General features: G+C 48.0%; 16 protein-coding genes and 1 pseudogene. 6 read left to right on the top strand and 11 right to left on the bottom strand.

All coding sequences use genetic code 11. The annotated features are described in order from the left end of the window. Positions 1-6: 6 nt before the first annotated feature. From L6466_RS04470 to L6466_RS04450, 5 genes are read right to left on the bottom strand one after another with little or no spacing between them, the layout of a single operon-like run. Positions 7-615 (bottom strand): FHA domain-containing protein, encoded by a 609-nt coding sequence (locus L6466_RS04470; protein ID WP_237801938.1) that lies wholly within the window; start codon positions 613-615, stop codon positions 7-9. A gap of 7 nt (positions 616-622) precedes the next feature. Further along, on the bottom strand, positions 623-1,678 hold the full coding sequence (locus L6466_RS04465; protein WP_237801939.1) for a PP2C family protein-serine/threonine phosphatase: 1,056 nt from the start codon (positions 1,676-1,678) through the stop codon (positions 623-625). After that, positions 1,669-2,685, bottom strand: coding sequence for a serine/threonine protein kinase (locus L6466_RS04460; protein ID WP_237801940.1), 1,017 nt, complete (start codon positions 2,683-2,685; stop codon positions 1,669-1,671). Before L6466_RS04460 ends, L6466_RS04465 begins: the two co-directional genes overlap by 10 nt. Before the next feature lie 17 nt (positions 2,686-2,702). Then, entirely contained in the window at positions 2,703-4,418 is a 1,716-nt protein-coding gene (locus L6466_RS04455) for a serine/threonine protein kinase (protein ID WP_237801941.1), read from the bottom strand. 9 nt (positions 4,419-4,427) lie between these two features. Continuing rightward, entirely contained in the window at positions 4,428-5,165 is a 738-nt protein-coding gene (locus tag L6466_RS04450; protein WP_091817865.1) for an FHA domain-containing protein, read from the bottom strand. Positions 5,166-5,463: 298 nt separating this feature from the next. Here L6466_RS04450 and L6466_RS04445 point away from each other — a divergent pair, with 298 nt between their 5' ends. From L6466_RS04445 to L6466_RS04420, 6 genes are all read left to right on the top strand, one after another. Beyond that, positions 5,464-7,365 carry a tetratricopeptide repeat-containing sensor histidine kinase gene (locus L6466_RS04445; RefSeq protein ID WP_237801942.1) on the top strand — a complete coding sequence of 634 codons (1,902 nt, stop codon included), beginning with the start codon at positions 5,464-5,466 and terminating at the stop codon, positions 7,363-7,365. Positions 7,366-7,388: 23 nt separating this feature from the next. Continuing rightward, entirely contained in the window at positions 7,389-7,751 is a 363-nt protein-coding gene (locus tag L6466_RS04440) for a LytR/AlgR family response regulator transcription factor (RefSeq protein WP_237801943.1), read from the top strand. A 75-nt stretch (positions 7,752-7,826) separates the two neighbouring features. After that, positions 7,827-8,138, top strand: coding sequence for a LytTR family DNA-binding domain-containing protein (locus L6466_RS04435; RefSeq protein WP_237801944.1), 312 nt, complete (start codon positions 7,827-7,829; stop codon positions 8,136-8,138). 191 nt (positions 8,139-8,329) lie between these two features. After that, the gene (locus tag L6466_RS04430; protein WP_237801945.1) at positions 8,330-10,603 is read left to right on the top strand and encodes a helix-turn-helix domain-containing protein; all 2,274 of its coding nucleotides are present in this window, start codon (positions 8,330-8,332) and stop codon (positions 10,601-10,603) included. 103 nt (positions 10,604-10,706) lie between these two features. Beyond that, positions 10,707-14,021: a glycoside hydrolase family 31 protein gene (locus L6466_RS04425; protein WP_237801946.1), complete on the top strand. Its 3,315-nt coding sequence runs from the start codon at positions 10,707-10,709 to the stop codon at positions 14,019-14,021. Between the two features lie 166 nt (positions 14,022-14,187). Beyond that, complete coding sequence (locus L6466_RS04420) at positions 14,188-14,658, top strand: hypothetical protein (RefSeq protein ID WP_237813089.1); 471 nt, start codon at positions 14,188-14,190, stop codon at positions 14,656-14,658. Positions 14,659-14,662: 4 nt separating this feature from the next. Here L6466_RS04420 and L6466_RS04415 read toward each other — a convergent pair whose 3' ends face one another. The 6 genes and pseudogenes from L6466_RS04415 to L6466_RS04395 all read right to left on the bottom strand — a co-directional run bounded on the left by L6466_RS04415 (position 14,663) and on the right by L6466_RS04395 (position 20,280). After that, complete coding sequence (locus tag L6466_RS04415; RefSeq protein ID WP_237801948.1) at positions 14,663-15,094, bottom strand: hypothetical protein; 432 nt, start codon at positions 15,092-15,094, stop codon at positions 14,663-14,665. 157 nt (positions 15,095-15,251) lie between these two features. Beyond that, positions 15,252-15,671 (bottom strand): hypothetical protein, encoded by a 420-nt coding sequence (locus L6466_RS04410; protein ID WP_237801949.1) that lies wholly within the window; start codon positions 15,669-15,671, stop codon positions 15,252-15,254. Between the two features lie 657 nt (positions 15,672-16,328). After that, positions 16,329-16,394: pseudogene (locus L6466_RS14315) on the bottom strand (zinc-ribbon domain-containing protein); the annotation flags it as partial. 46 nt (positions 16,395-16,440) lie between these two features. Continuing rightward, positions 16,441-17,322: a hypothetical protein gene (locus tag L6466_RS04405; protein WP_237801950.1), complete on the bottom strand. Its 882-nt coding sequence runs from the start codon at positions 17,320-17,322 to the stop codon at positions 16,441-16,443. Positions 17,323-18,276: 954 nt separating this feature from the next. After that, positions 18,277-19,449 carry a Fic family protein gene (locus L6466_RS04400; protein ID WP_237801951.1) on the bottom strand — a complete coding sequence of 391 codons (1,173 nt, stop codon included), beginning with the start codon at positions 19,447-19,449 and terminating at the stop codon, positions 18,277-18,279. Between the two features lie 564 nt (positions 19,450-20,013). Beyond that, positions 20,014-20,280 (bottom strand): hypothetical protein, encoded by a 267-nt coding sequence (locus L6466_RS04395; protein WP_237801952.1) that lies wholly within the window; start codon positions 20,278-20,280, stop codon positions 20,014-20,016. Between the last annotated feature and the right edge of the window lie 9 nt (positions 20,281-20,289).

Raw genomic sequence — 20,289 nt, 5'->3', positions numbered from 1 at the left:
TTTTTCTTATCCACGTACACGTGTGGGCTTCGGCTCTTCCTTCTTGGGTTCTGCCTTTTCCTTGGCATTGTCTTTCTTAGGCTCTGCCTTCTTCACGTTCTTTTTGGTTGCAGCCTTTTCTGCTGCCTCCTTCTGTGCCTTCTCTATAGAGTCCTGCACGTGTTTCGCAATGGAATCATTGATACGCTCCTGCTCAGCAATCCGCTTCTGTTCGTTGATAGTTTCTGTTGAGTCAACAGCAACAGGCGCAGGCTCTTCAGGTGCTTCACTGCCAAACCAGGTAAAGAATCCCCAGGCACCACCAGCCACCAGCAATACTGCTATGACGCCGATGATACTCCAACGCACGATAGCCCCACTGGTATTAGGAATCTGGTTCCAGTCCAGACGAGCCACATGGGCAAACGAGATATTGTCCTTGCGAGTTACGGGCACCGGCACATTCGATGAGATACGGATACCGTTAACATAGGTACCATTGTGGCTCTGGTCCACAATCGTCATTTTCCCCGACGGCGCTACGTTCAGGATAGCGTGCCGTCTGCTGATGACGTCGGAATTATCGTCAATGACGATATTACAGGCGGCATCTCTTCCAATAGAATAGACTTTCATAGTTTTATTATTTGTTTTTGTTATTAGGTTCATTTGGTTTGTTCACGATAGCCTTTATCTGATTCAGACTGGCATTCACCTCGGCTATACTGTCATTCAGCCGATTGATACTATCAGCACTGATACTATCCTTCTGTTGCAATTCTGCCACCTGTTTATCCAGTTCTGCCGTATCGGGCCTTGTGGCATATTGGGCTATATTGCATACGATGCTGATGGCGCAAACTGCTGCCAGACACAACATCAAAATCTTGGTTTGCTTCGACATGGTTGTTTTAAGTTTTGAGTTAATACGTGTTTCTACTAGGGCTATCGTCAGGTTGTCATGCCCGCCGCCTTCCCTGCGTCCCAGTTCATCTACGACGGTAGCAATATTATCTGTGATGGGACCTAATGCTCTACCCTTCTCCGTGGCCAGTTTGATAAGCTCCTCCTCAGGCATCGAACCGTGGATGCCGTCTGAGCAGAGCAGAAAACGGTCGCCCTTCAGGTAAGGCACCTCCTGCACCTCCACCTCCACATCAGGTTTGGCACCCAGGGCACGTGTAATCACGTTCGACTGTGCCGACAGGCGTGCCTGTTCTTCCGTGATCACCTTCTGTTTCACCAGGTCAAACACCATGGAGTGGTCAAAGGTACGGAATACCTTCTTCCGGCCTCGGAATTGATAGATGCGACTATCGCCCACATGGGCCACGAAGGCCGACTGGTCGGTGAGCAGCAGGACGGTAGCCGTAGAGCCCATGCCCTTCAGGGCAGGCGTCTCGTTGCCAGCCTCTATGATGGCCATATTGGCACGTCTGATAGCCTTGATAATCACATTGGCAGTTGCCTCGTCCTTATTGGCCTCGTCGATACCCGCTATAATCTCGTTGACAGCAATGGTAGATGCCGTCTTGCCACCAGGACCGCCTCCCATACCGTCGCACACGGTAACGACAAATCCGCGCTCCGTCTGTTTCGAGAGATAGGAGTCCTGATTCTCTGCCCTACCACCAATGCGGGATTCCGCAAAGCCGATAAAGATATCCTCTTCGCTATAATGCAACTTTTTCAGTTCCATAACATGATTAAAATTATGATGATTATACTAATGATGACAAACAGCCCCACGGCGATTCCTGCCGCCAGGACCCAGTATTGCCCGAGCCACAGGCCTATTCTCTCCGACATGGGCGGGTCTGGCAGAAGGGATGCCTCTATGGCCTCCCTGAACGCCCTCGCCGTCTGGTAGCGCTTGGCCTGCTCCTTCTCCGTGGCCTTCCACAGCACGTCCATCAGCTTATGCGGAATCAGGTCGCTACTGGGAAGTGGGTTCTTCATCTGACGTGTCAGGGTCTCAGCCTCCACATTACTGGCCATCGGGTTACTGCCCGTCAGCAGTTCATAGAAGGTGATACCCAGTGCATAAATGTCCGTCGTCGCGTTGATCTGTACGCTGGTACCGTTCTGTTCGCGTGTAATCTGCTCTGGAGCGGAATACTCCGGTGTGCCGATGAAGCCAAAGGCCGAGAACTTGTTACCGCCGTTCATACGGGCGATACCCAGGTCCATGAGTCGGATATTGGAGTCGTTCTCTACCATGATATTCGAGGGTTTGATATCACGATGAATCACCCCGCGGGAGTGTACATAGTCCAGGGCGTCGAGCACGGAATACATGGCGTTACAGATCTTCTCCACCCTGTTAGGACTGTTGGCCAGCTTCTTCACAAACACATCGATATTCTCGCCTTGCACGAAATTACTGATCATGAAGATAGGACCGCTGTCGGGGGCATACTCGCAATAACCCACCATCTCCACCAGGTTAGGATGACGGAATGCCAGCGATGCCTCCTGTCTGGCGCGTTCTCGTATCATCTTGCTGTTGGCATAGGCATCCTTCACGCGCTTGATGGCCACAGGTGCGCCATTCTTGCATCTGAACCCACGGTACACGTCGCCCATGGCACCACTGCCCACAGGTGGTTCCTGCGGATTGTAGCAATACCACTCGTTCATGACCCATAAGTAGATATACGGGTCACCCTTTCTTGTGACTACTGTTTGTCTGACTGTATTAGGCATCGTTAAAACAGTTTCTTTTATTTCATTTTCTCTACCTGACGTTTCCACTTAGGCAACTGGGAACGGTATTCAGATATATCCTTCACGTTATCAAGCCACTTCACGATATCTGCACGATAGCCAGCTATCATACGGATGTACAGCCTGTCGTTTGCCCGCCTTGCATGGTCCATAGCCTTGCAGAAACAGTCTATCGCCTTGTCGGCATCGCGCTTCTGCACAGCCTCCGTACGCTGGGCACCTTTCCAGTAGTCGCAGGCCAGTTCATACAGAGCCTGGTAGTTCCTGGGATTCTGTTCAATGCTAATCTCCAGCAGACGGTGAGCCTTACGGTTGTCAACACCTATCTTCAGCATCTTCTGCATCCTTGTAATGGAGTCAGGACAGTAGTCATCCTTCAGCTTGCTCTTGAAATAGAGGCGACTCACCAGGTAGGTGGCATCGGCATTGCCGTCTTTCGACAGGCTTTCCAACTGTACAAAACCCTCTGAGGCTGTCGCCGCCCGGTGCAGGGCTGCAATGGCAGAGCCAAAGGTCACAGGTGCCGGTTCGGGAACGGGTGCTGGGGCTACTTCAGGCGCAACGGTGTCGGCCTGCGCCGTAAGGTTTTCATCCTCCATAGCCTTTACCTCGTCTGGAACAAAGACATACGGCTTTTCTTCGATATTCTGTTCCTTTTCGCCCGACAGGGATGTGATAGCAAGAACTGCACCACCGACGATGATGCCACAAGCAGCTACGCCACCTATTATATATGTATAGAGGGGTTTCCACTCGAAGCCACCGCCTGTTCCGTTCAGTGCTATCTGGTCCAGGGCCACGCGGAATTCCGCTGCACTCCTGAAACGCTTGGCACGCGTCTTGTCGGTTGCCGTCTCGATAATCTTGCGTATCTGCTTGTTCTTGATAAGTCCCAGCGGCATCTTCTGGTGCAACTGCTTGTTCATCACCTCATGCCTGTCGCCTTCAAAGGGCGGATGGCCAATGATACACTGGAACAGCAGGATACCAACGGCATAGATATCCGTGGTCTTGTCCTGACTCTTGATATCACCCAGAATCAGCTCCGGTGCCGCGTATTCCGGCTTACCCATAAACACGCCTGCCACCGTCAGCGACTTGTCGTTCGTGGTGAGCGACTGCATCTGCTTGGCTATACCAAAGTCAATCAACTTGATATGGCCGTTGGATGTGATCATGATGTTAGTAGGGTCAATATCACGGTGGATATAGCCGGCATCATGCAGCGCCATCAGACCCGACAACACATTCCTGATAATATACGTAGCGAAGTGATAGGGATCGCGCTGATAGTCGTTGTACAACTTCTGGGCAAACGGCATCGGCTCGCCGCGCTTATTGGTCAGCTTTCCTGCCAGCAGGTCGTCCAGCATAATGCCGTCCAGCAGTTCACTCACCACGTGGTAGTGATGCTGGATATCTCCCAGCGGACCTTTCTCCTCTATATCAATGAAGCCCAGCATCTCCACCAGGTTGTCATGGCGTATCTGGATGGAGGCTTCTCTTCGAGCTCGCTCGATGGCATGAGCAGGCAGGTCGCTAAACATGAACTTGATAGCCACGTCAAAGGCAGTGCCTGTCACCTCGTTGACACAGCGCCCCTTATACACCTTGCCCATGCCGCCCTCGCCTAGTGGTTCCTCTGAGGGGTCAAACTCATAATAGATGCCACTGCGCTTCTCGGCTTTGCCCTGTAATCTGTATATTGCCATGCTCTATCGTTAAAGACCTACAGTACCACCCTTGTCAAAGGGGTTTGAACCATCCAATCCCACGGTGCCGCCGCCAGGATTATAATCATACGGGTTGAAATCGTCGCCTGTTCTGGTGGGGCGCTGACTGCCGGGGAAGAATGGCTCCGGACCGTCGTTCATCTCTTCCTCTGCTGCCTCGGTAGCGATAAAGCCCTCCACCGGTTTCAGACCCAGTGAAGCGGCATCAATCAGAATCAGGTAAAGCTCGTAGTTGTCGCCAATGGTAATGATGTCACCATTCTTGCATTCCTCGGCCGAGAAGCCAAGGCTCTGTCCGTTCAGCATGGTGCCATTCGTAGAGCGGGCATCACTGATAGAGGCAATCACCTTCTCAGGGTTCTTCATCTTCCTGACCACCAGCACGGCATGATCTGACGATACGGTGCCTTCCTGCAGACAGATATCACACGAAGGAGCCTTGCCGATGGTGTTCTGACCGATATGCAGGGGCCAGTACTCGCCTGCAGGCGTACGCGATACAGAATAGAGGAAACCTATCACGGGTTTGCCCGTAGGATTTGCCTGGCGCTGCTGTGGACGGTTGTCGGCAGAGACATCGGGGGTGTTTGCACCCATGCCCGGGATAACAGTACCACGAGAGGCAGCCTGTGAATTACGAGAATAGAAATTAGAAGATGCATTACCTTGACCATAGTTTGCATCTGCCGGCTCTAAGCCTGGGATAACGGTTTTGTTCTGTGACATAATATTTATATTTTAAATTAATAGTTCTGGTTATTTCAAGTCGCAATACACTTCACAGTGTTTATTTAATATTTGCAAATTTAAACATTTCCGAGCCATCATCCAAATTTCCGTCATGCTTTTTCAAGCCCCAAAAAGCGCCTAAAAGAGCATAAAATACCTTTTACATTGCAAAATTTACCTCTTATCGACTGATATGTCATTTTAACCAAAAAGTAACCACTCACTCAGAATAAAAAGATTGTATTATTGTCAATTTCTTAAAAAAAAACTATCTTTGCACCACGATTTTGAAAACATGGTTAACCCTACAAAAACAAAGATAAGAACTGGTATCATGCTTGTCGCCCTGACAAGTATTGCCTCCTTGCTGTCCTGCGACGACACGCCCACCACCGCCATACCCATGCAGCAGACCATGGATTCGCTGAAGATGTGGTACACACAGATGGAGGGCGACTCCATGTATGCTGCCAGCACACGCATTGCGCAATTCCTTGAGCAGCACCAAGACGACATGAGTGAACCTGTGCGCAGACTAAGAGCTGAATGGCTGAAGGCAAAAGGTGTCTATTATACTGCCATCAAGGGTCAGCCAGACAGCGGGCTGGTGTACACCGAACAGGCCTTGGCCGAGATGCAGGGACTGAAGGGCATGGACGAAATCCGCGTGTTGGCAATGGCCAACAGGGCCGACTTCTACCGCCAGCTGGGTCAGCTCGACCGCAGTGCCGACGGCTACCTGCAGGCCATGCAGACGGCCGACTCTACCGGCATGGGCGACGAGATGAAGATTCCCCTGATGCTGGGTATCAGCACGGCCTATACCTTCATGGGCGACTATGCCAACAGTCAGCGCTGGTGGCAGCGCCTGGGCACTATGCTGCCCACCATGCAACGGGGCGATCAGTTTATATATTACAACAACCTGGGTAATGACCATTATTTTCAGGCACATTACCAAGAGGCACGCGACTGTTTCCTGAAGGCTGCTGCACTGGTTAAGGACGACGAGGCCAAGCTGTGGGACTACTACACCTCTCTTGGAAACCTGGGCGAGATCTACATCTGCCTGGAACAGGCCGACTCTGCCCGTCAGATTATCAGCGAGGCCGACTCCTTCTTCCGCCGCGTCAATTTCCCACCTCTTATTTACTATATGGCCACATCCAGCATGAAACTGAAGATGCTGGAGGGCGATATTCCCGCTGCACAGGCCATCGCCGCTGCAAGTCCCAAGGACGACATCAGCATCCCTGCCGCCAAGGTGTTAAGACTGCAGGCCCTGGAACAGCTGATGAAGAAGACCGGACGCTGGCAGGAGGCCACGGAGATTCACGACGAACTGCACCAGCTGACCGACTCCATCCAGAAGAAACAGTCGGCCATGAGGATGAGTACCCAACTGCTGCAATACAAGCACGACAAGCAGCTGATGGCGCAACAGCAGGAGATAAACCAGCAGCAGATGAGTTTCCACCTGGCCCTGGCATTACTGGCCATTGCCCTGCTGATCATCGTCGTCACCGTTGTGCTCTACCAGCTGCACCGTCGCCGCCATCGCCTGCAGGAGATAACCTCCCAGCAGCAGATCATCGTGCTGCGCATGGAGAATATCCGCAACCGCATCACGCCGCATTTCATCTATAACGCCCTGTCTCACGAGATGCTCGCACAGATGGATGGCAAAGCGGTCGACCTGAGTGCCCTCACGCAATTGCTGCGCCGTGGCGTCGACCAGGCCGATATGCTGGAGACCACGCTCAGCGAGGAACTGCGCTTCGTGGACTACTATGTGGAGATAGAGGGCCGGCAGATGGGCAACAAGCTGCATTACGAGAAAATCATCGCGCCAGACGTTGCGCCCGAAGAGGTACACCTGCCTGCCATGACCATACAGATCTTTGTTGAGAATGCCATCAAGCATGGACTGCAGCGCCAGGGTGGCGAACTCTCTATCCACGTGAAACGACAAGAAGACAACACCCTGATTGAAGTCATTGACAACGGCAAGGGACTGGGCAACAAGAGTCCAATGGAACATACCGGCATGAGGGTGGTACGTCAAACTATCCAGATGCTCAACGAGCACAACCACCAGCAAATCACATTTGGCATTGCCAACAGGCAACCCTCAGGCTGCAGGGCCTGGTTGCTGGTACCCAGCGAATATAACTATTCCATCATCTCACAATCTTAACTGAAAAAACAATTTTAGGAAATATGCAGAAACTGACCAAGGTATTTATAGTAGACGACAATCAGGAAGCAATAGAGGTGTTACAACGCCTCTTGGAGAAGAATTATTCCGTAGACATCGTAGGCACGGCCTGTGATGCCAAGTCGGCGGCTGAGACTATCATCCAGACCGAACCCGACATCATCTTCATTGATATCGAACTGCCCACCATGTCTGGTCTGGAATTCTGCTCGCTCATCCGTCAGGACATCAAGCCAGAGACGAAGGTCGTATTCTATACCGGTCACGAGAAATACATGCTGGATGCCATCCGTCACCAGGCTTTCGACTACCTGATGAAACCACCCACTGAGCAGGACCTCAGTCAGATTATGACACGCTACTAAGAAAACAAACTGGCTGGCATTCCATCTGTAGGGTCAAACGCCGAACAGCTTCCTATCATTCTGGTTGTCAACGCCATGAATGAGCATACCACCCTGCGTATCAGCGACATAGCTTATTTTCGTTATAACCAGGAACGCAAAATATGGGAGACTATCTGCATGGATGGAGCCATCTACCTGTTGCGTCATCGCACCACGGCCGACGTGATTCTGAACTACTCCACCGATTTTGTTCAGATCCACAAGCGTTACATCGTCAACATCAATCAGATTAAGAAGATACAGGAGTCTGCCTGCATACTGATGGAACCCATGGAGTCGGTCACCGAACTACGCATCAGCAAGAACTACCGCACCCAGCTGATGTCAGCATTCTATTCGCTATAGACGCGGAGGACTCTTGTCACAGGAGTAAAGAGTCGCCTTCCTCGCTAATGAGCCCCCCATCAACCTGATTTAAGCCTTCATACGTCATTGCTCAAAAAATTCAAAAAAATTTGGTTTTTTAATTGCTTCGTCGTATCTTTGTGGTCTTTTACCAAAAAACCTTATAAAGACAAAGATTTACGACACGACAAATGATACGTATTGTTATACTTTCCTTATTGATTATTCTGTCTGTCCCAACTAACATAAAGGCAGACGTATCCAAACTGCTGTTTTCGCGCCTGACGGCAGAGGACGGACTGTGTGACAATCAGGTGATGCACGTTATGCAGCTGCCCGATGAACGGATGCTGTTTACGACGTTAGGGAATATCAATATCTATGATGGAGTGAATTTCAGTCATATACATCATGCCGACATCGAGCCATTCCACCTGAAAGATTATCACGGGTTTTACCATGTGTATGTGGATAAGAGGCAGATGGTGTGGATCAAGAACACTCAGTCACTCATGTGTTTCGACCTACAGCAGAACCGATACATTACTAATATTCCGGAATTCATAAAGGAGATATGGCCTGAAAAGAATACCATTACAGATGTTTTTGTTGACACGGACTACCACCTTTGGCTATTGTCGGGCAGGGCATTATGGAACGACTATTCATGCAAGTCTGTCAATCTGAGTCCAGCATGGGGAGAGGTACAGGACGTGGATGTGTATGGACAATACGGTTATGTGTTCTTCAGTACTGGCCATATTGTCTGCCTTGACCTGAAAACCTCATCTGTAGTCTATGCCAAGGCAGCCTACTCATCGCAGGAGGCCAAGAAATACGATATGACATCCATGGTAGTGAGAACTGCAGATGGTCATTTCTATCAGATACGCAATGGTATCGAGGGGCTGTTTCTCTGCTTCGACACAAAGAGCAGGACATGGAGCAAGTTGTTCACGGCACACTTCACGCTCCACACGCTGGCAGTAAAGGATGATGCAGATATCTACTTTACCAGTTCCAGAGGGCTGTGGCGATATCATGTAAAGAATAAAACAAGAGAAGAAATAGATAACTACACGCTTTCTGATGGCAACAAGATGAGTGCCTCAGCCAATACTATCTGTTTCGACCGCCAGGGAGGTGTCTGGGTAGGCACATATCGCGACGGACTGCTATATGCACATCCCGACAGGTACCCCTTCCGCAACATAGATTCCACATCCCTCAGTTTTGATACACAAGCCACTAGTGTGGTGGACAGCCGTGGATATCTGTGGGAGTGTACCACTGATGGTCTCAGACTGACAAGGAATGGGAAGGTTAGTATGGTGTATTCTGAGGATGGTCTGTCGAACGACTGCGTCTGCGCTATCGTAGAGGACAAAGAGCACTGTATGTGGGTTTCAACGGCAAACGGGATTTCGTGTATCGAAGTGAAGAAGGACGGAGGTCTGAAGATCAACAGTTATCGCCATGCAGATGGGGTGCAACGAGGCGACTACATCATAGGCAGGGCGAAGTTGCTCGACGATGGAAGCATCGCTATGGAAGGAAAGAACGGCTGCACAGTATTCCATCCCAACGAGTTGATGAGGATGCGAAACATCCAATTAAATCCGATACTCAGAAGAATGACGAAGAATGATCATGAGATATCTCTTGACTTCTCGGCACTTAACTATGCTTTTCCTCAGCATACATATTATAAATATACGCTCACGCTAGACAGGGACTCTACCGTTACGATACTGAGACCTGGCGTTGACAGAAGCTATATTGATGACAATGGTGCGCTACATCTGACGCTACTGAAGCTGAAACCTGGCAAATATCAACTGAAGGTGGAGGCATCACTCGATGCTGACCGGTGGACGGGGAAGGCGAAAGTAGTATCTTTTGAGATTCTGCCTCCATGGTGGCAATCCACATGGGCATATGTGATATATACACTCCTGACTATCTGCATTGTGGTGGGTGGTATGGCCCTCTATTCGTACAACCAGCGCAAGCGGATGATGCGACAGATGAAGGAGGAAAGACTGATGGCCCGTATAGAGGGCTTGATGGAGCAATGTGCCCGCTATGAAGATGAGCATCAAAGCGTGAAGCCAACACAGGAAATAGCAGAGAACGATATGGATGCCCAGGACTCTGAATTTCTGAAAAAAGCTATCGCTCTTGTTGAGAAGAATCTTGGCAAACAATATACGGTAGAACAGTTGAGTAGCGATTTGTGCATGGAGAGAACCGGTCTGTATAAGAAACTCTCAGCCATTGTGGATAAGTCGCCAAGTCTTTTCATGCGAAGCATACGCCTGAGCCATGCTGCTCGTCTGATACGTGAAGGCAACCATTCGCTGGCCGAGATTGCCACAAAGACAGGATTCTCATCGGCCAGTTACTTAAGCCGTTGTTTCCAAGAGGAATATGGGTGCAAGCCCTCTGAATATGCGCGCCAATAGCCTATTTTCAACATGGTTACCATTTGTTTCAACATGGTTGTTACGGCTATTTTGCAGAATAACAGTACTTTTGCAGCCGAAAACAATCTTTTAGTAAAGTGTTATGAAACGAATGTTCCTTGTGGCTTTGTTAGCCACCACCCTGACGCAAACAAAAGCTCAGGACTACACGGTAACCACAGGTGGTATCGTGACAGAAGTTAAGTTCTACTCGCCCAACATCGTGCGAGTAACAAAGTATCAAAAGGCAGATGCTCTAAGCAAGACCGACCCGAAGGTGGTGGTGACGATGAAACCACAGAAGGTGAACCCAACTAAGAGAGAGGGCGCCAAGGAAGACACGCTGCTGACAGGCAAGGTGATGGTGACCTGCAACAAGCAGACGGGCGTACTTGGTTTCTTCCGTCCAGACGGCACCGTACTTATCAAGGAGCGCACAAAGCCCACTTTCACCAAGCGCACGACGCATACCATAGACCCCTACAACGTATCGCAATCGTTCCGCCTCTCAACAGGCGAGGCCATCTACGGACTGGGACAGGTTCAGGACGGCACACTGAACCATCGTAACAAGAACTACAACCACATGGTGCAGAACAACATGTCGGTATGGATTCCATTCATCCACTCCACCCGCGGCTACGGTCTGTATTGGGATCTCTACGGTCCCTGCGATTTCAGCGACGACGCGACCAATGGTGCCACCTTCAAAACCGAAGCAGCACATGCCGTAGATTATTATGTACTGGTGGGTGCTGCGGAGCGTGGCGACGAGGTACAGCAACTGGTACGCCAGTTGTCGGGACAGGCCACAATGGTGCCGCTCTGGACCTTCGGCTACTTCCAAAGCAAGGAGCGCTATAAGAGCGCTACAGAGACACTGGGCGTGCTGCAAAAGTATCGCTCACAGAAGGTACCCATCGACTGCGTGGTGCAGGACTGGCAGTATTGGGGAGGTAACAACCAATGGAACGCAATGGAATTCCTTAATCCAGAATTCAAGACCACATATCCTCAGATGATCAACGGAATGCACGCTGATGGTGCTCATCTGCTGATTTCCATTTGGGCGAATTTCGGACGCGATACTAAGCAGTTTGCACACTTTAAGGAGAAAAACCAACTGATGAAGATGGGCAACGACATCATGTCGTCAACATGGCCCAACAATGAGGGGGTTGGCATCTACTGCCCTTATCAGCAATCGGCTCGCAAATACTACTGGCAATGTCTATATGAAGGACTGGTCAACAAAGGTGTGGATGCATATTGGGTGGATTCTTCCGAACCCGATCACTACCAAGGTGGTGAGGATTGGGAGAAGACCAATGACTTCATCGTGTTGAACAAAGATGATGAAGACAATGCCACATTAAATCCTCATTCGCTCGAAACGTCCCATACGTGGCGTGCGATGCGTAATGTGTTCCCGCTGATGCATGCCAGCGGCGTATATGAAGGACATCGTGGACAGAAAGCTCCTGAGACCGAGGCCCGCCGTGTGATGATTATGACCCGTTCTGGCTTTATCGGCATGCAACGATATGGCGCTGGAACATGGAGCGGCGACATCACTGCTTCGTGGGAGACATTAGGAAATCAGATTCCAGCAGCCCTAAACTATTCTGCCTGCGGTATTCCAAGTTGGAACAGTGACATCGGCGGTTTCTTCAACGGGTCATTCAAGGGCGCCGGACAGGATATCTACAACGAGCTCTACTGCCGATGGATTCAGTTCGGCACATTCTGCACCATCATGCGCAGTCATGGTTCAAGCACCGATCGTGCCATCTACCAGTTTGGCAAGGAAGGCGAGAGTTATTATGACATCATCAACAGATATATCAACCTGCGCTATGCCCTACTGCCTTATATCTATAGCATGGACCGACGGGTTTACAACGAAGGTTATTCCTTCATGAGGGCGATGGGTATTGCTTATCCAACTGATGCAGTCACCCACAATCTGAAAGACCAGTTCATGTTTGGAAGCAATCTGCTTGTAGCTCCCGTGGTGAAGTCGCAGGCTACGCAGCGAAGTGTTTATCTGCCAAAGGGCGATGGCTGGACGGACGTATGGAACGGACAGCAATACGATGGTGGACAGACCGTGAAACGTGATGTCAATCTGGCACTGATGCCCCTTTATGTACGACAGGGTACCATCATGCCATGGGGCCCCAAGGTGCAGTACAGCGAACAGAGCAACTGGGACAACCTTGAGATACGTATCTACCCCGGTGCTGACGGCACGTTCACCCTCTATGAGGACGAGCGCGACAACTATAACTACGAGCAAGGACACTTCACTGAGATTCCTTTTTCATGGAACGACAAGACCAAAACACTCACCATCGGTGCTCGCAGCGGTGCTTTTGACGGTATGCTAAAGAATCGCACCTTCCGCATTGTACTGGTCGATGCCGAGAAGCACATGGGTCTTGGCATACAACAGTCACAACGTTTCAGTAAGGAGGTGAAATACACGGGCAGCGAAGTCAACGTAAAAATTGATAATGATCATACAACAAGCGAGGATGTTACCGCCATTCGGAGTATCCAGGCCACACCCTCAAATGTCAATCTCTATTTGGGCCAGAGCCAGACCTTTGCCGTCAAGGCAAAGCTGGCCGACGGCTCGTCAAAATTTATCACTCTCGATGCTGTATACGAGAGTAGCGACACGCTGGTGACTACTGTGCGAGACGGCATTATCCATGCTGGCCGGAAAGAAGGCCACGCCGACATCAACGTCACCTATACCGACGGACTGGGTACTACTCATCAGACCACTATCGGTGTAGATGCCTCCGTTCCTACGAACCTCTACAACTGGAAAGCCTACGACTGGTATAAAAACCGTGTGGCCGACCGCCTCGGAGCTTCCGACATTGCCTACAGCAGCAAGGACAACACCATCACAATCACCAAGACTGGAGCGCAGAATATCGCGCTAAAATATTCGGATAAGAAATACCTGGAGCCGGGCACAAAATACCTCGTGGCAGTGGCAACAGACGTTTCAAAAAACAAAGATGACTCGCAACTATGGTACATCAACGGTAACTGGGTGAATATCGTCAATCCTACTGATGTGCGCACCCTGAAAGACGGACGTATCATGATTGCATGGGCCATTGATGAATGCACAGGATACCAACTGACAGGAGAGACCATCTTTGGTATGACATCCACCAATGCGCAGGGACGTTCCGTCATCAGTTTCATAGGCTTTACATCCGACCTGAAGAAGCTCCAGCAGGAGTTGAACGTTGCCGTGGGGATTGCACCCATTACCAACAACCTGCACACGATGCACTCTATCTACGCCATCAACGGTACTCCACGCACCCATTTATCTACCGATATCAACATCATAGCCAACGGCAGCAAAACAGTGAAGCTGCTCAAGAGATAGTCCTATTTTTACGAGATACTTCCAAAATACAAAGGCACCATTTCCCCCTCACGGTCAGAAATGGTGCCATTTTTTTCACATTTTCTTGGTTGTTCTAAGAATAATCTTTATCTTTGCAGCATGAACGAGTTGAAAACTATATATCACGGTAGTAATATATGATTGCATGAAAAACGTTTTTTTTCCAGATGAGCAAGTCACGGCAGATGATTTGTATTTTGTCTGCTACATGATAGAACGAGTTGCCAGACAACTTAAGCAACCCAACAAATATGTTGCCAACAAAATGGGACATGACGCATTAGCCAAAAAGCTATCGCTAGCCGATGTTCTCCACTCTGAGAACCCCTTGGCTGTGGCCGCAGACTGGATAGACGAATTTCAACTAGAGTCCGGACATTACGACGTATCGCAAGTAGACAAGAATCTCTGTGAAAAGATTCCTACAGAGACGCAGATGGGAAAAGTATACAAGCGCCTTATTCTTGACACCTTACAGAGCGACGAGGACTATGCTGACGGTATTCTTCGTGTTTACAACAACCCCATTTGTGAAACTATCGATAATTACAACTGCAGCGCCTATTACGAGCCATCGCCCTACATTGCCCGCAGTTATTATGCCGGCAGTTTTTGAAGGCTTATACTCCCACTATCATCGTATCACCATCACCCACATAATATACCATTGGCAGCATATCCTCAGGAACCGATGGTGACAGGCGCTGTGCATTTATTCCTGATGGCAGTTTTCTCAATCGTTCCATATCCTCAAATGTAATAGGACGTTCCCTCAGAATGTAATTCTGATACGTTCTATTCTCATACAGGTAATCCGACGAATCAAAACAGGGATAGCTCATCCAGAGCTCACCTACATGCACCCTACCCGTCTTCTTTGGTTCCCTTACACTCGGCTTGCAACTGCTGCCTACGGCCTGCGACATCTCCACATGCGCACTGATATCCTGGAGCCCATGAAACACCTGCCCCAGGATCTCCACATCATCGTGGATGGAACACGAAAATATTTTGTGCTCCACCTGTCGTTTCTCTCTTTTAAATATATCCAAGATCTTCATAAGCATTCATTGATTCGAAGGTTCAAAAATTATAGGGTCACTTCTATCTCCAGTCTTCTATGCCTGCAGTTGCTTCTTATGCGTTCAACATCATCAACAGAGTTATTAGAAGTGCTTTTGCTTTCATCTTCTGTGATATGTTTCGGGTTTATAAATTCTTTTTCAGTTCCTCCACCTTGGGCAGTATCTTCTCGTCGATAACCTTCCTTGTCTTGGGTGAGGTGACAAACATCTTCTTGCTTGGCCAGATATTCTTCGTAAAGTCGAAAGCCTCGCCACTAACGAGCGACTCGATATCCGCTACCTTCTGCTTGTTGGGCGCAGGTACCTTTTCTTTCAGCGTCGTCAGCAACTGTTTCACCGTCTTGGTGAATACCTCACTCTTCCTGAAGGCATCTTTCTTGTCCTTCTCATTGATAGTCTTCAGCCCATTCAGCTGCGCTACCACCTGCTCCAGCATCTCCTTCACGGTCTGTCCCGCCTTGTCTAGCTGCTCGGCCTGCACTTCCATGACTCTTTTCTGTTCTGCTGTTATTCTCGCTTTTATGATTATAGAATCCGTTCTCATTTTTTTCGGTTTTAAAGTGTCGGTTTGATTTTGAGAGGAGGATGGTTCAAGTCTCTCAAATGGTTCGTGTACTAAGCGAACAGAAAAGTTAGAATAGATGTCGCAATTATATGTGTTGCATTCTAACTTGTTTAAAGAGTCGTGCCCCAATGCAAGTCCCCATGCCTGTTTCGAAATATATGAACTATTTTCTACCTTGAGCTCAAGATGAGTGGATGACCAATAAATGCCAAAATCGCCAACATCTAACAATGCATTGGAACGGTAACCTGCTGCAGGGAGAAATATTGAATTGCCATTGCGGCCTTCTATATGATATCCTTCTCCAGTCCACGTGCAAGTACAATTATTTATCAATTCATCGAACTGTTCTTTTGTGGGCATGTTGTTTCCAAAATGTCCCATGGCCTTATCAAAATTGTAGAAGAGGCCATCCGCGTTTTTACCATACCATAGAGTACCACTTGGGAGAGCTAAATCAACCCATTCATCAACTCCCTGTGCAGAGAGAGTCTTAGCGCGAGCAAGAGGATTCTGTTCTTCGATGTATTCGGACAGAATTACTCCCCCCCAACCTAGTCCTACCATAGCGATAACAACACTCAAAACAATCAATGCTATTTTAATTGTTTTCCTTTTTTTGTTATTTCCGACTTTTGTTCCGCAGTACTCGCAGAAGTTACTATCATTGGCAATTTCCTTGCCACATTTCGGACATTTCATAAGAATATGTTTTTTAGTTACAAGGAGTTTAATCATTACAAACAAATCATTTTCTTTTGACGAGACGGACGGATTGTCTTGTACATTCGTAATCGGGAATAAGTTCTAGCCTTTTCTTGCCATTAAAGATGAGGTTCCAGGCTTCATCTCCATAGGACGAAGCCCCATTAGACGAGCATGACCAATAACCGCCGTCATACCCCACGTTCCCTCTACCTCCTGCACAATCTAAAAAGCCTTCTGCAGGCAAGACTATTGAATTGCCATTCATTCCAGTGATTCTATAACCTTTACCTATCCAAGTCCAAGTACAACATCTCTTAAGTTCTTCCCATTGTCCCTTGGTAGGCATTTTGCTACCAAACTTGTTCATGGCCTGTTCATAATCGTAGAATCCGCTCTCGTTTTTGCTATTCAATAAAGTGCCACTGGGCAAGCCTAAGTCCACATAACTATTTTGGGGCATCAACGTTATTCCTTTTAAATTCATTACAACTGCTGTCGCATTTCGCCAACCAGCTCCAGGAACATACAAAGTACCTTTAGCACAGACACGTCGGTTGGCATATTTTGCAGCAAATTCCTTTGATGAATAATTAATATGGGGAACTATCATAATAGAGGATTGAGGCAAATTACCTAGAAGCTCCCTGTCTCCCTCATCAAGGTAAGGCAAGACATTCATCTTTTTGTCGAAATGCATCACAAAAGCCAAATATGCATTCACCCCATCCGTATTACGATATTGAGATATGACATTGCAGTCACCCTCACTATTTAGGTAATGCATTTTAAGCACACCTTCAATAACCACTTCTTTCGGTTGTGCATAGATGGATGAGCAGACTCCGACCATACAAAACATGGTACCTATAAATATGGATAATAGTTTTATTCTCACAGTGGTGTAGTATTTCGTAATATTCATATTTCTATTCAGTTATTGTTTGAATCATACTCATATATAAATGTAGTATGTACTTTTCTATTATTAGAGTATTTTTAGGTTAGACACAATACACAAAAAGCGTAGGATTGTTCTTTTATCCATTTCATGTATCGCAGAAAAGCGACACAAGCACCTTTCTATGTCTTGACCCTCTATTACCCACAATCAGACTACCTCAACAAGTTTTTTCTTTTCATGAAACTCCTTTTCCCAGCTAAACGTGGGTTGTCATTTCCACTGTGTACGATAACGGATGCATCCGTCAGTTGTCAGAGTGTGCATAACAACGAGAATCGGTGGTAAAATTAAGAAAAAAAATTAAAACAAAGAAGAAAATCACAAAAAAATCAAAAAAAAGCGATCCCTATCGCCAGAAATCGCTTAATTTCTATTAATTGATGGTTTTTACTCTCTCGCCATCATCCAGCCTCGGAGCATGGCAAACATTAAGTAGGAAACGACGATGAAAGCATCATAGTAAACGTAAATCAGTCGTACCGCGGACGGCTGTCAACTGAAAATAGTTCTTAATTATCCGTCAACAGATTCTAGTCGTAAGATTTAAACTACCAATCTAAATCAGCGAACTACATACTTTACTGTTAAGAAATGCTTTAGCCTGCTTTTAGGCTGCTATCACTCTGCTCCTAGCCTGCTCCTAGGTTGCTCCTAAGCTGCTCCTAAGCTGCTCCATGGAGCAGGCTAGAAGCAGGCTAAAGCGAAGGTAAGGCGATGCTAATTGCCTTTTCCTAAACTCACTTGACAGTTTTCACCGGGTTAAACTGAATTGCTTGTCAACATCGTTTACATCGTACTGAAAACCTTGTCACTCTCTGCTCCGATCACTGCAAATGCAAACTATAAAATGGGGCTGACAAACTTTGAGTTGTCAGCCCTTTTTATTATTTATTCAACTTTCGCGAACCATGTATGTTACACACCTTTCAGCACTTCCAATCCCTTTGCAGTCAGCAGGTACTTCTGACGAGGATGGCGAGGGGATTGAGGATAAAGCAGACGGACATAGCCCTCGCTGATGGCTGGATTGAGATAAAGATTCAAGAAGTTTTCTCTATCCTTAAGACTAATTGATGTCATTAAATCTTTCACCGTCATCTCTTGCTCACCAATTATCTGTACCAATTTGATAATATTGGGGTTGACAGCATCAAGCTTGTCGGGTACTTGTCGGGTACTTGTCGGGTACTTGTCGCTTTGACAAGTGTCTCCATTTGTCACCGCGCGATTCAGTTGCACCTTCCACTCTTCTGTAGGATGGATGTGAAGGTATCGATTACGAAGGTCCCACCCATCACCCAGCAGCAAGTTGCGGAAGAAACGCTCCAAATAGATAGGTGAATAGTCGATGCCTAAAACAGCGCTCTTATAGTTGGCACGCACTAAAGCATTACGGAAATACCATGAATGCTGTGCAAACATGTCATTAGTCACCTTAAAACCGATATGACGGAGATAGAGGATGGTAAACACTGCCGTGGTGCGCGTGTTACCTTCGCCAAAAGCGTGAATCTGCCATAGACCCGACACAAAACGGGTAAGATGACTGATTAACTGGTCCTGAGACAGACCTTTGTAACTGAAACTGCGCTCCTCAGCAATATCATAGTCTAATGCCCGGCGCAAGTCCTCCCAGTTCAGATAATGCACGGTATCGCCCTCTAACACCCATTCCTTCTTGGTGATGTCGTATTGGCGTAGCTCACCTGCATGTTTGAAGACGCCTTCAAAAATTCTGCGATGAAGGGCTATATAACCATTTGCGCTAAAGTCCAAAGTGTCAGAAGAAAGAATCTTTGTGATGTTGGAGGATACTTTATCCGCCTCCTGTTTCTCATCATCATCAGGCTCACGACGTGTCTTCGATTGATAATAAGTCTTGATGAGTTCACGTACCTCGTCAATACCTATCTCGCCCTCAATATGTTTCTGGGCCGTCTCCTTCAGATAGTCAGAAACCTTCAGGCCATCAACAGCCTGAAGACCAATAGCCGTCTGCCAGATAGAAGCTTTCTCCTTTTGCGAAGGTTCACCCTGGCGTATATACTCGTCAAAATCCAGATATAATTCTTTCTTCTTTTCAGACATGTTGCAAAGATAATTATTATACTTCAATTATCATACTATAATAATTGTAATATAATAATCTTTAACGGACAGAGCGAGTATTATCGCCTTCAGACATTCTCTATGCCCACATTATTTCGTACCTTTGCAGCGAGAATGACAACACATAAGGATTTACAATATGATAGTTGCCAGAGGGATGCACCACCGTTGGTGGCCATATCGAGTCATCCCATCTCAGACCCACGAAAGTGGGCGACAAGGAGAGGTTCATGTCGAAATTGTAGGTCCCTACCCCAGCAGCTTCTCCAGATAGCTGCCGATGTCGCAGCTCTGAGCAGGTACGCCGCTGGTGGCCTTTCCTCAGCGATCGCCGCATCGAGGCCTATGGCGACCTCACCAAGCGTTTCCGCGATTAAGAAGTTTTTCCCAACAACCATTTCATCAGTGGATTCACTACATCTGCAAATGCTGCAGGCGTGATATACACTGATTTCTTATTGGCTACAACACAGATGGTGTAACAAGGGGCTTCTATTGGAGATACACCATCTGCCCTTCTGCGTCAAGAATGGCTGCACCTTCTTATAGGGAATCGTGAAGTGGAAAGTACCAGCCGCAAAGCAACAGACTCTCTACAAACGAAGGAATCACAGGAGGCACATAATGATGCGTGTCTTCATACTCTATGATGCTGTCCACAGATTCCTCCCCCTGCATCTCCTCACCATAGTCAGGCACATCACATACCAGTTCCTCCTCCGATTCCCCACCCCATTCACAGCTCTTGATATTCCCTGCAACGATGCATACAAATATCAAGGCCATCATGGCTATCGCCCCTATCCTCATCCTCTCCAC

Source organism: Prevotella communis, from assembly GCF_022024175.1.
Taxonomy (GTDB): Bacteria; Bacteroidota; Bacteroidia; order Bacteroidales; family Bacteroidaceae; genus Prevotella; species Prevotella communis.
Note: the sequence above shows the minus strand (reverse complement) of the source record. Positions and strands in the feature narration are given on the sequence as shown.

Excerpts from the sequence above, each read along its gene's own strand:
- L6466_RS04470 (WP_237801938.1), bottom strand. The coding sequence starts at position 615 with ATGAAAGTCTATTCTATTGGAAGAGATGCCGCCTGTAATATCGTCATT.
- L6466_RS04465 (WP_237801939.1), bottom strand. The coding sequence starts at position 1,678 with ATGGAACTGAAAAAGTTGCATTATAGCGAAGAGGATATCTTTATCGGC.
- L6466_RS04460 (WP_237801940.1), bottom strand. The coding sequence starts at position 2,685 with ATGCCTAATACAGTCAGACAAACAGTAGTCACAAGAAAGGGTGACCCG.
- L6466_RS04455 (WP_237801941.1), bottom strand. The coding sequence starts at position 4,418 with ATGGCAATATACAGATTACAGGGCAAAGCCGAGAAGCGCAGTGGCATC.
- L6466_RS04450 (WP_091817865.1), bottom strand. The coding sequence starts at position 5,165 with ATGTCACAGAACAAAACCGTTATCCCAGGCTTAGAGCCGGCAGATGCA.
- L6466_RS04445 (WP_237801942.1), top strand. The coding sequence starts at position 5,464 with ATGGTTAACCCTACAAAAACAAAGATAAGAACTGGTATCATGCTTGTC.
- L6466_RS04440 (WP_237801943.1), top strand. The coding sequence starts at position 7,389 with ATGCAGAAACTGACCAAGGTATTTATAGTAGACGACAATCAGGAAGCA.
- L6466_RS04435 (WP_237801944.1), top strand. The coding sequence starts at position 7,827 with ATGAATGAGCATACCACCCTGCGTATCAGCGACATAGCTTATTTTCGT.
- L6466_RS04430 (WP_237801945.1), top strand. The coding sequence starts at position 8,330 with ATGATACGTATTGTTATACTTTCCTTATTGATTATTCTGTCTGTCCCA.
- L6466_RS04425 (WP_237801946.1), top strand. The coding sequence starts at position 10,707 with ATGAAACGAATGTTCCTTGTGGCTTTGTTAGCCACCACCCTGACGCAA.
- L6466_RS04420 (WP_237813089.1), top strand. The coding sequence starts at position 14,188 with ATGAAAAACGTTTTTTTTCCAGATGAGCAAGTCACGGCAGATGATTTG.
- L6466_RS04410 (WP_237801949.1), bottom strand. The coding sequence starts at position 15,671 with ATGAGAACGGATTCTATAATCATAAAAGCGAGAATAACAGCAGAACAG.
- L6466_RS04405 (WP_237801950.1), bottom strand. The coding sequence starts at position 17,322 with ATGAATATTACGAAATACTACACCACTGTGAGAATAAAACTATTATCC.
- L6466_RS04400 (WP_237801951.1), bottom strand. The coding sequence starts at position 19,449 with ATGTCTGAAAAGAAGAAAGAATTATATCTGGATTTTGACGAGTATATA.
- L6466_RS04395 (WP_237801952.1), bottom strand. The coding sequence starts at position 20,280 with ATGAGGATAGGGGCGATAGCCATGATGGCCTTGATATTTGTATGCATC.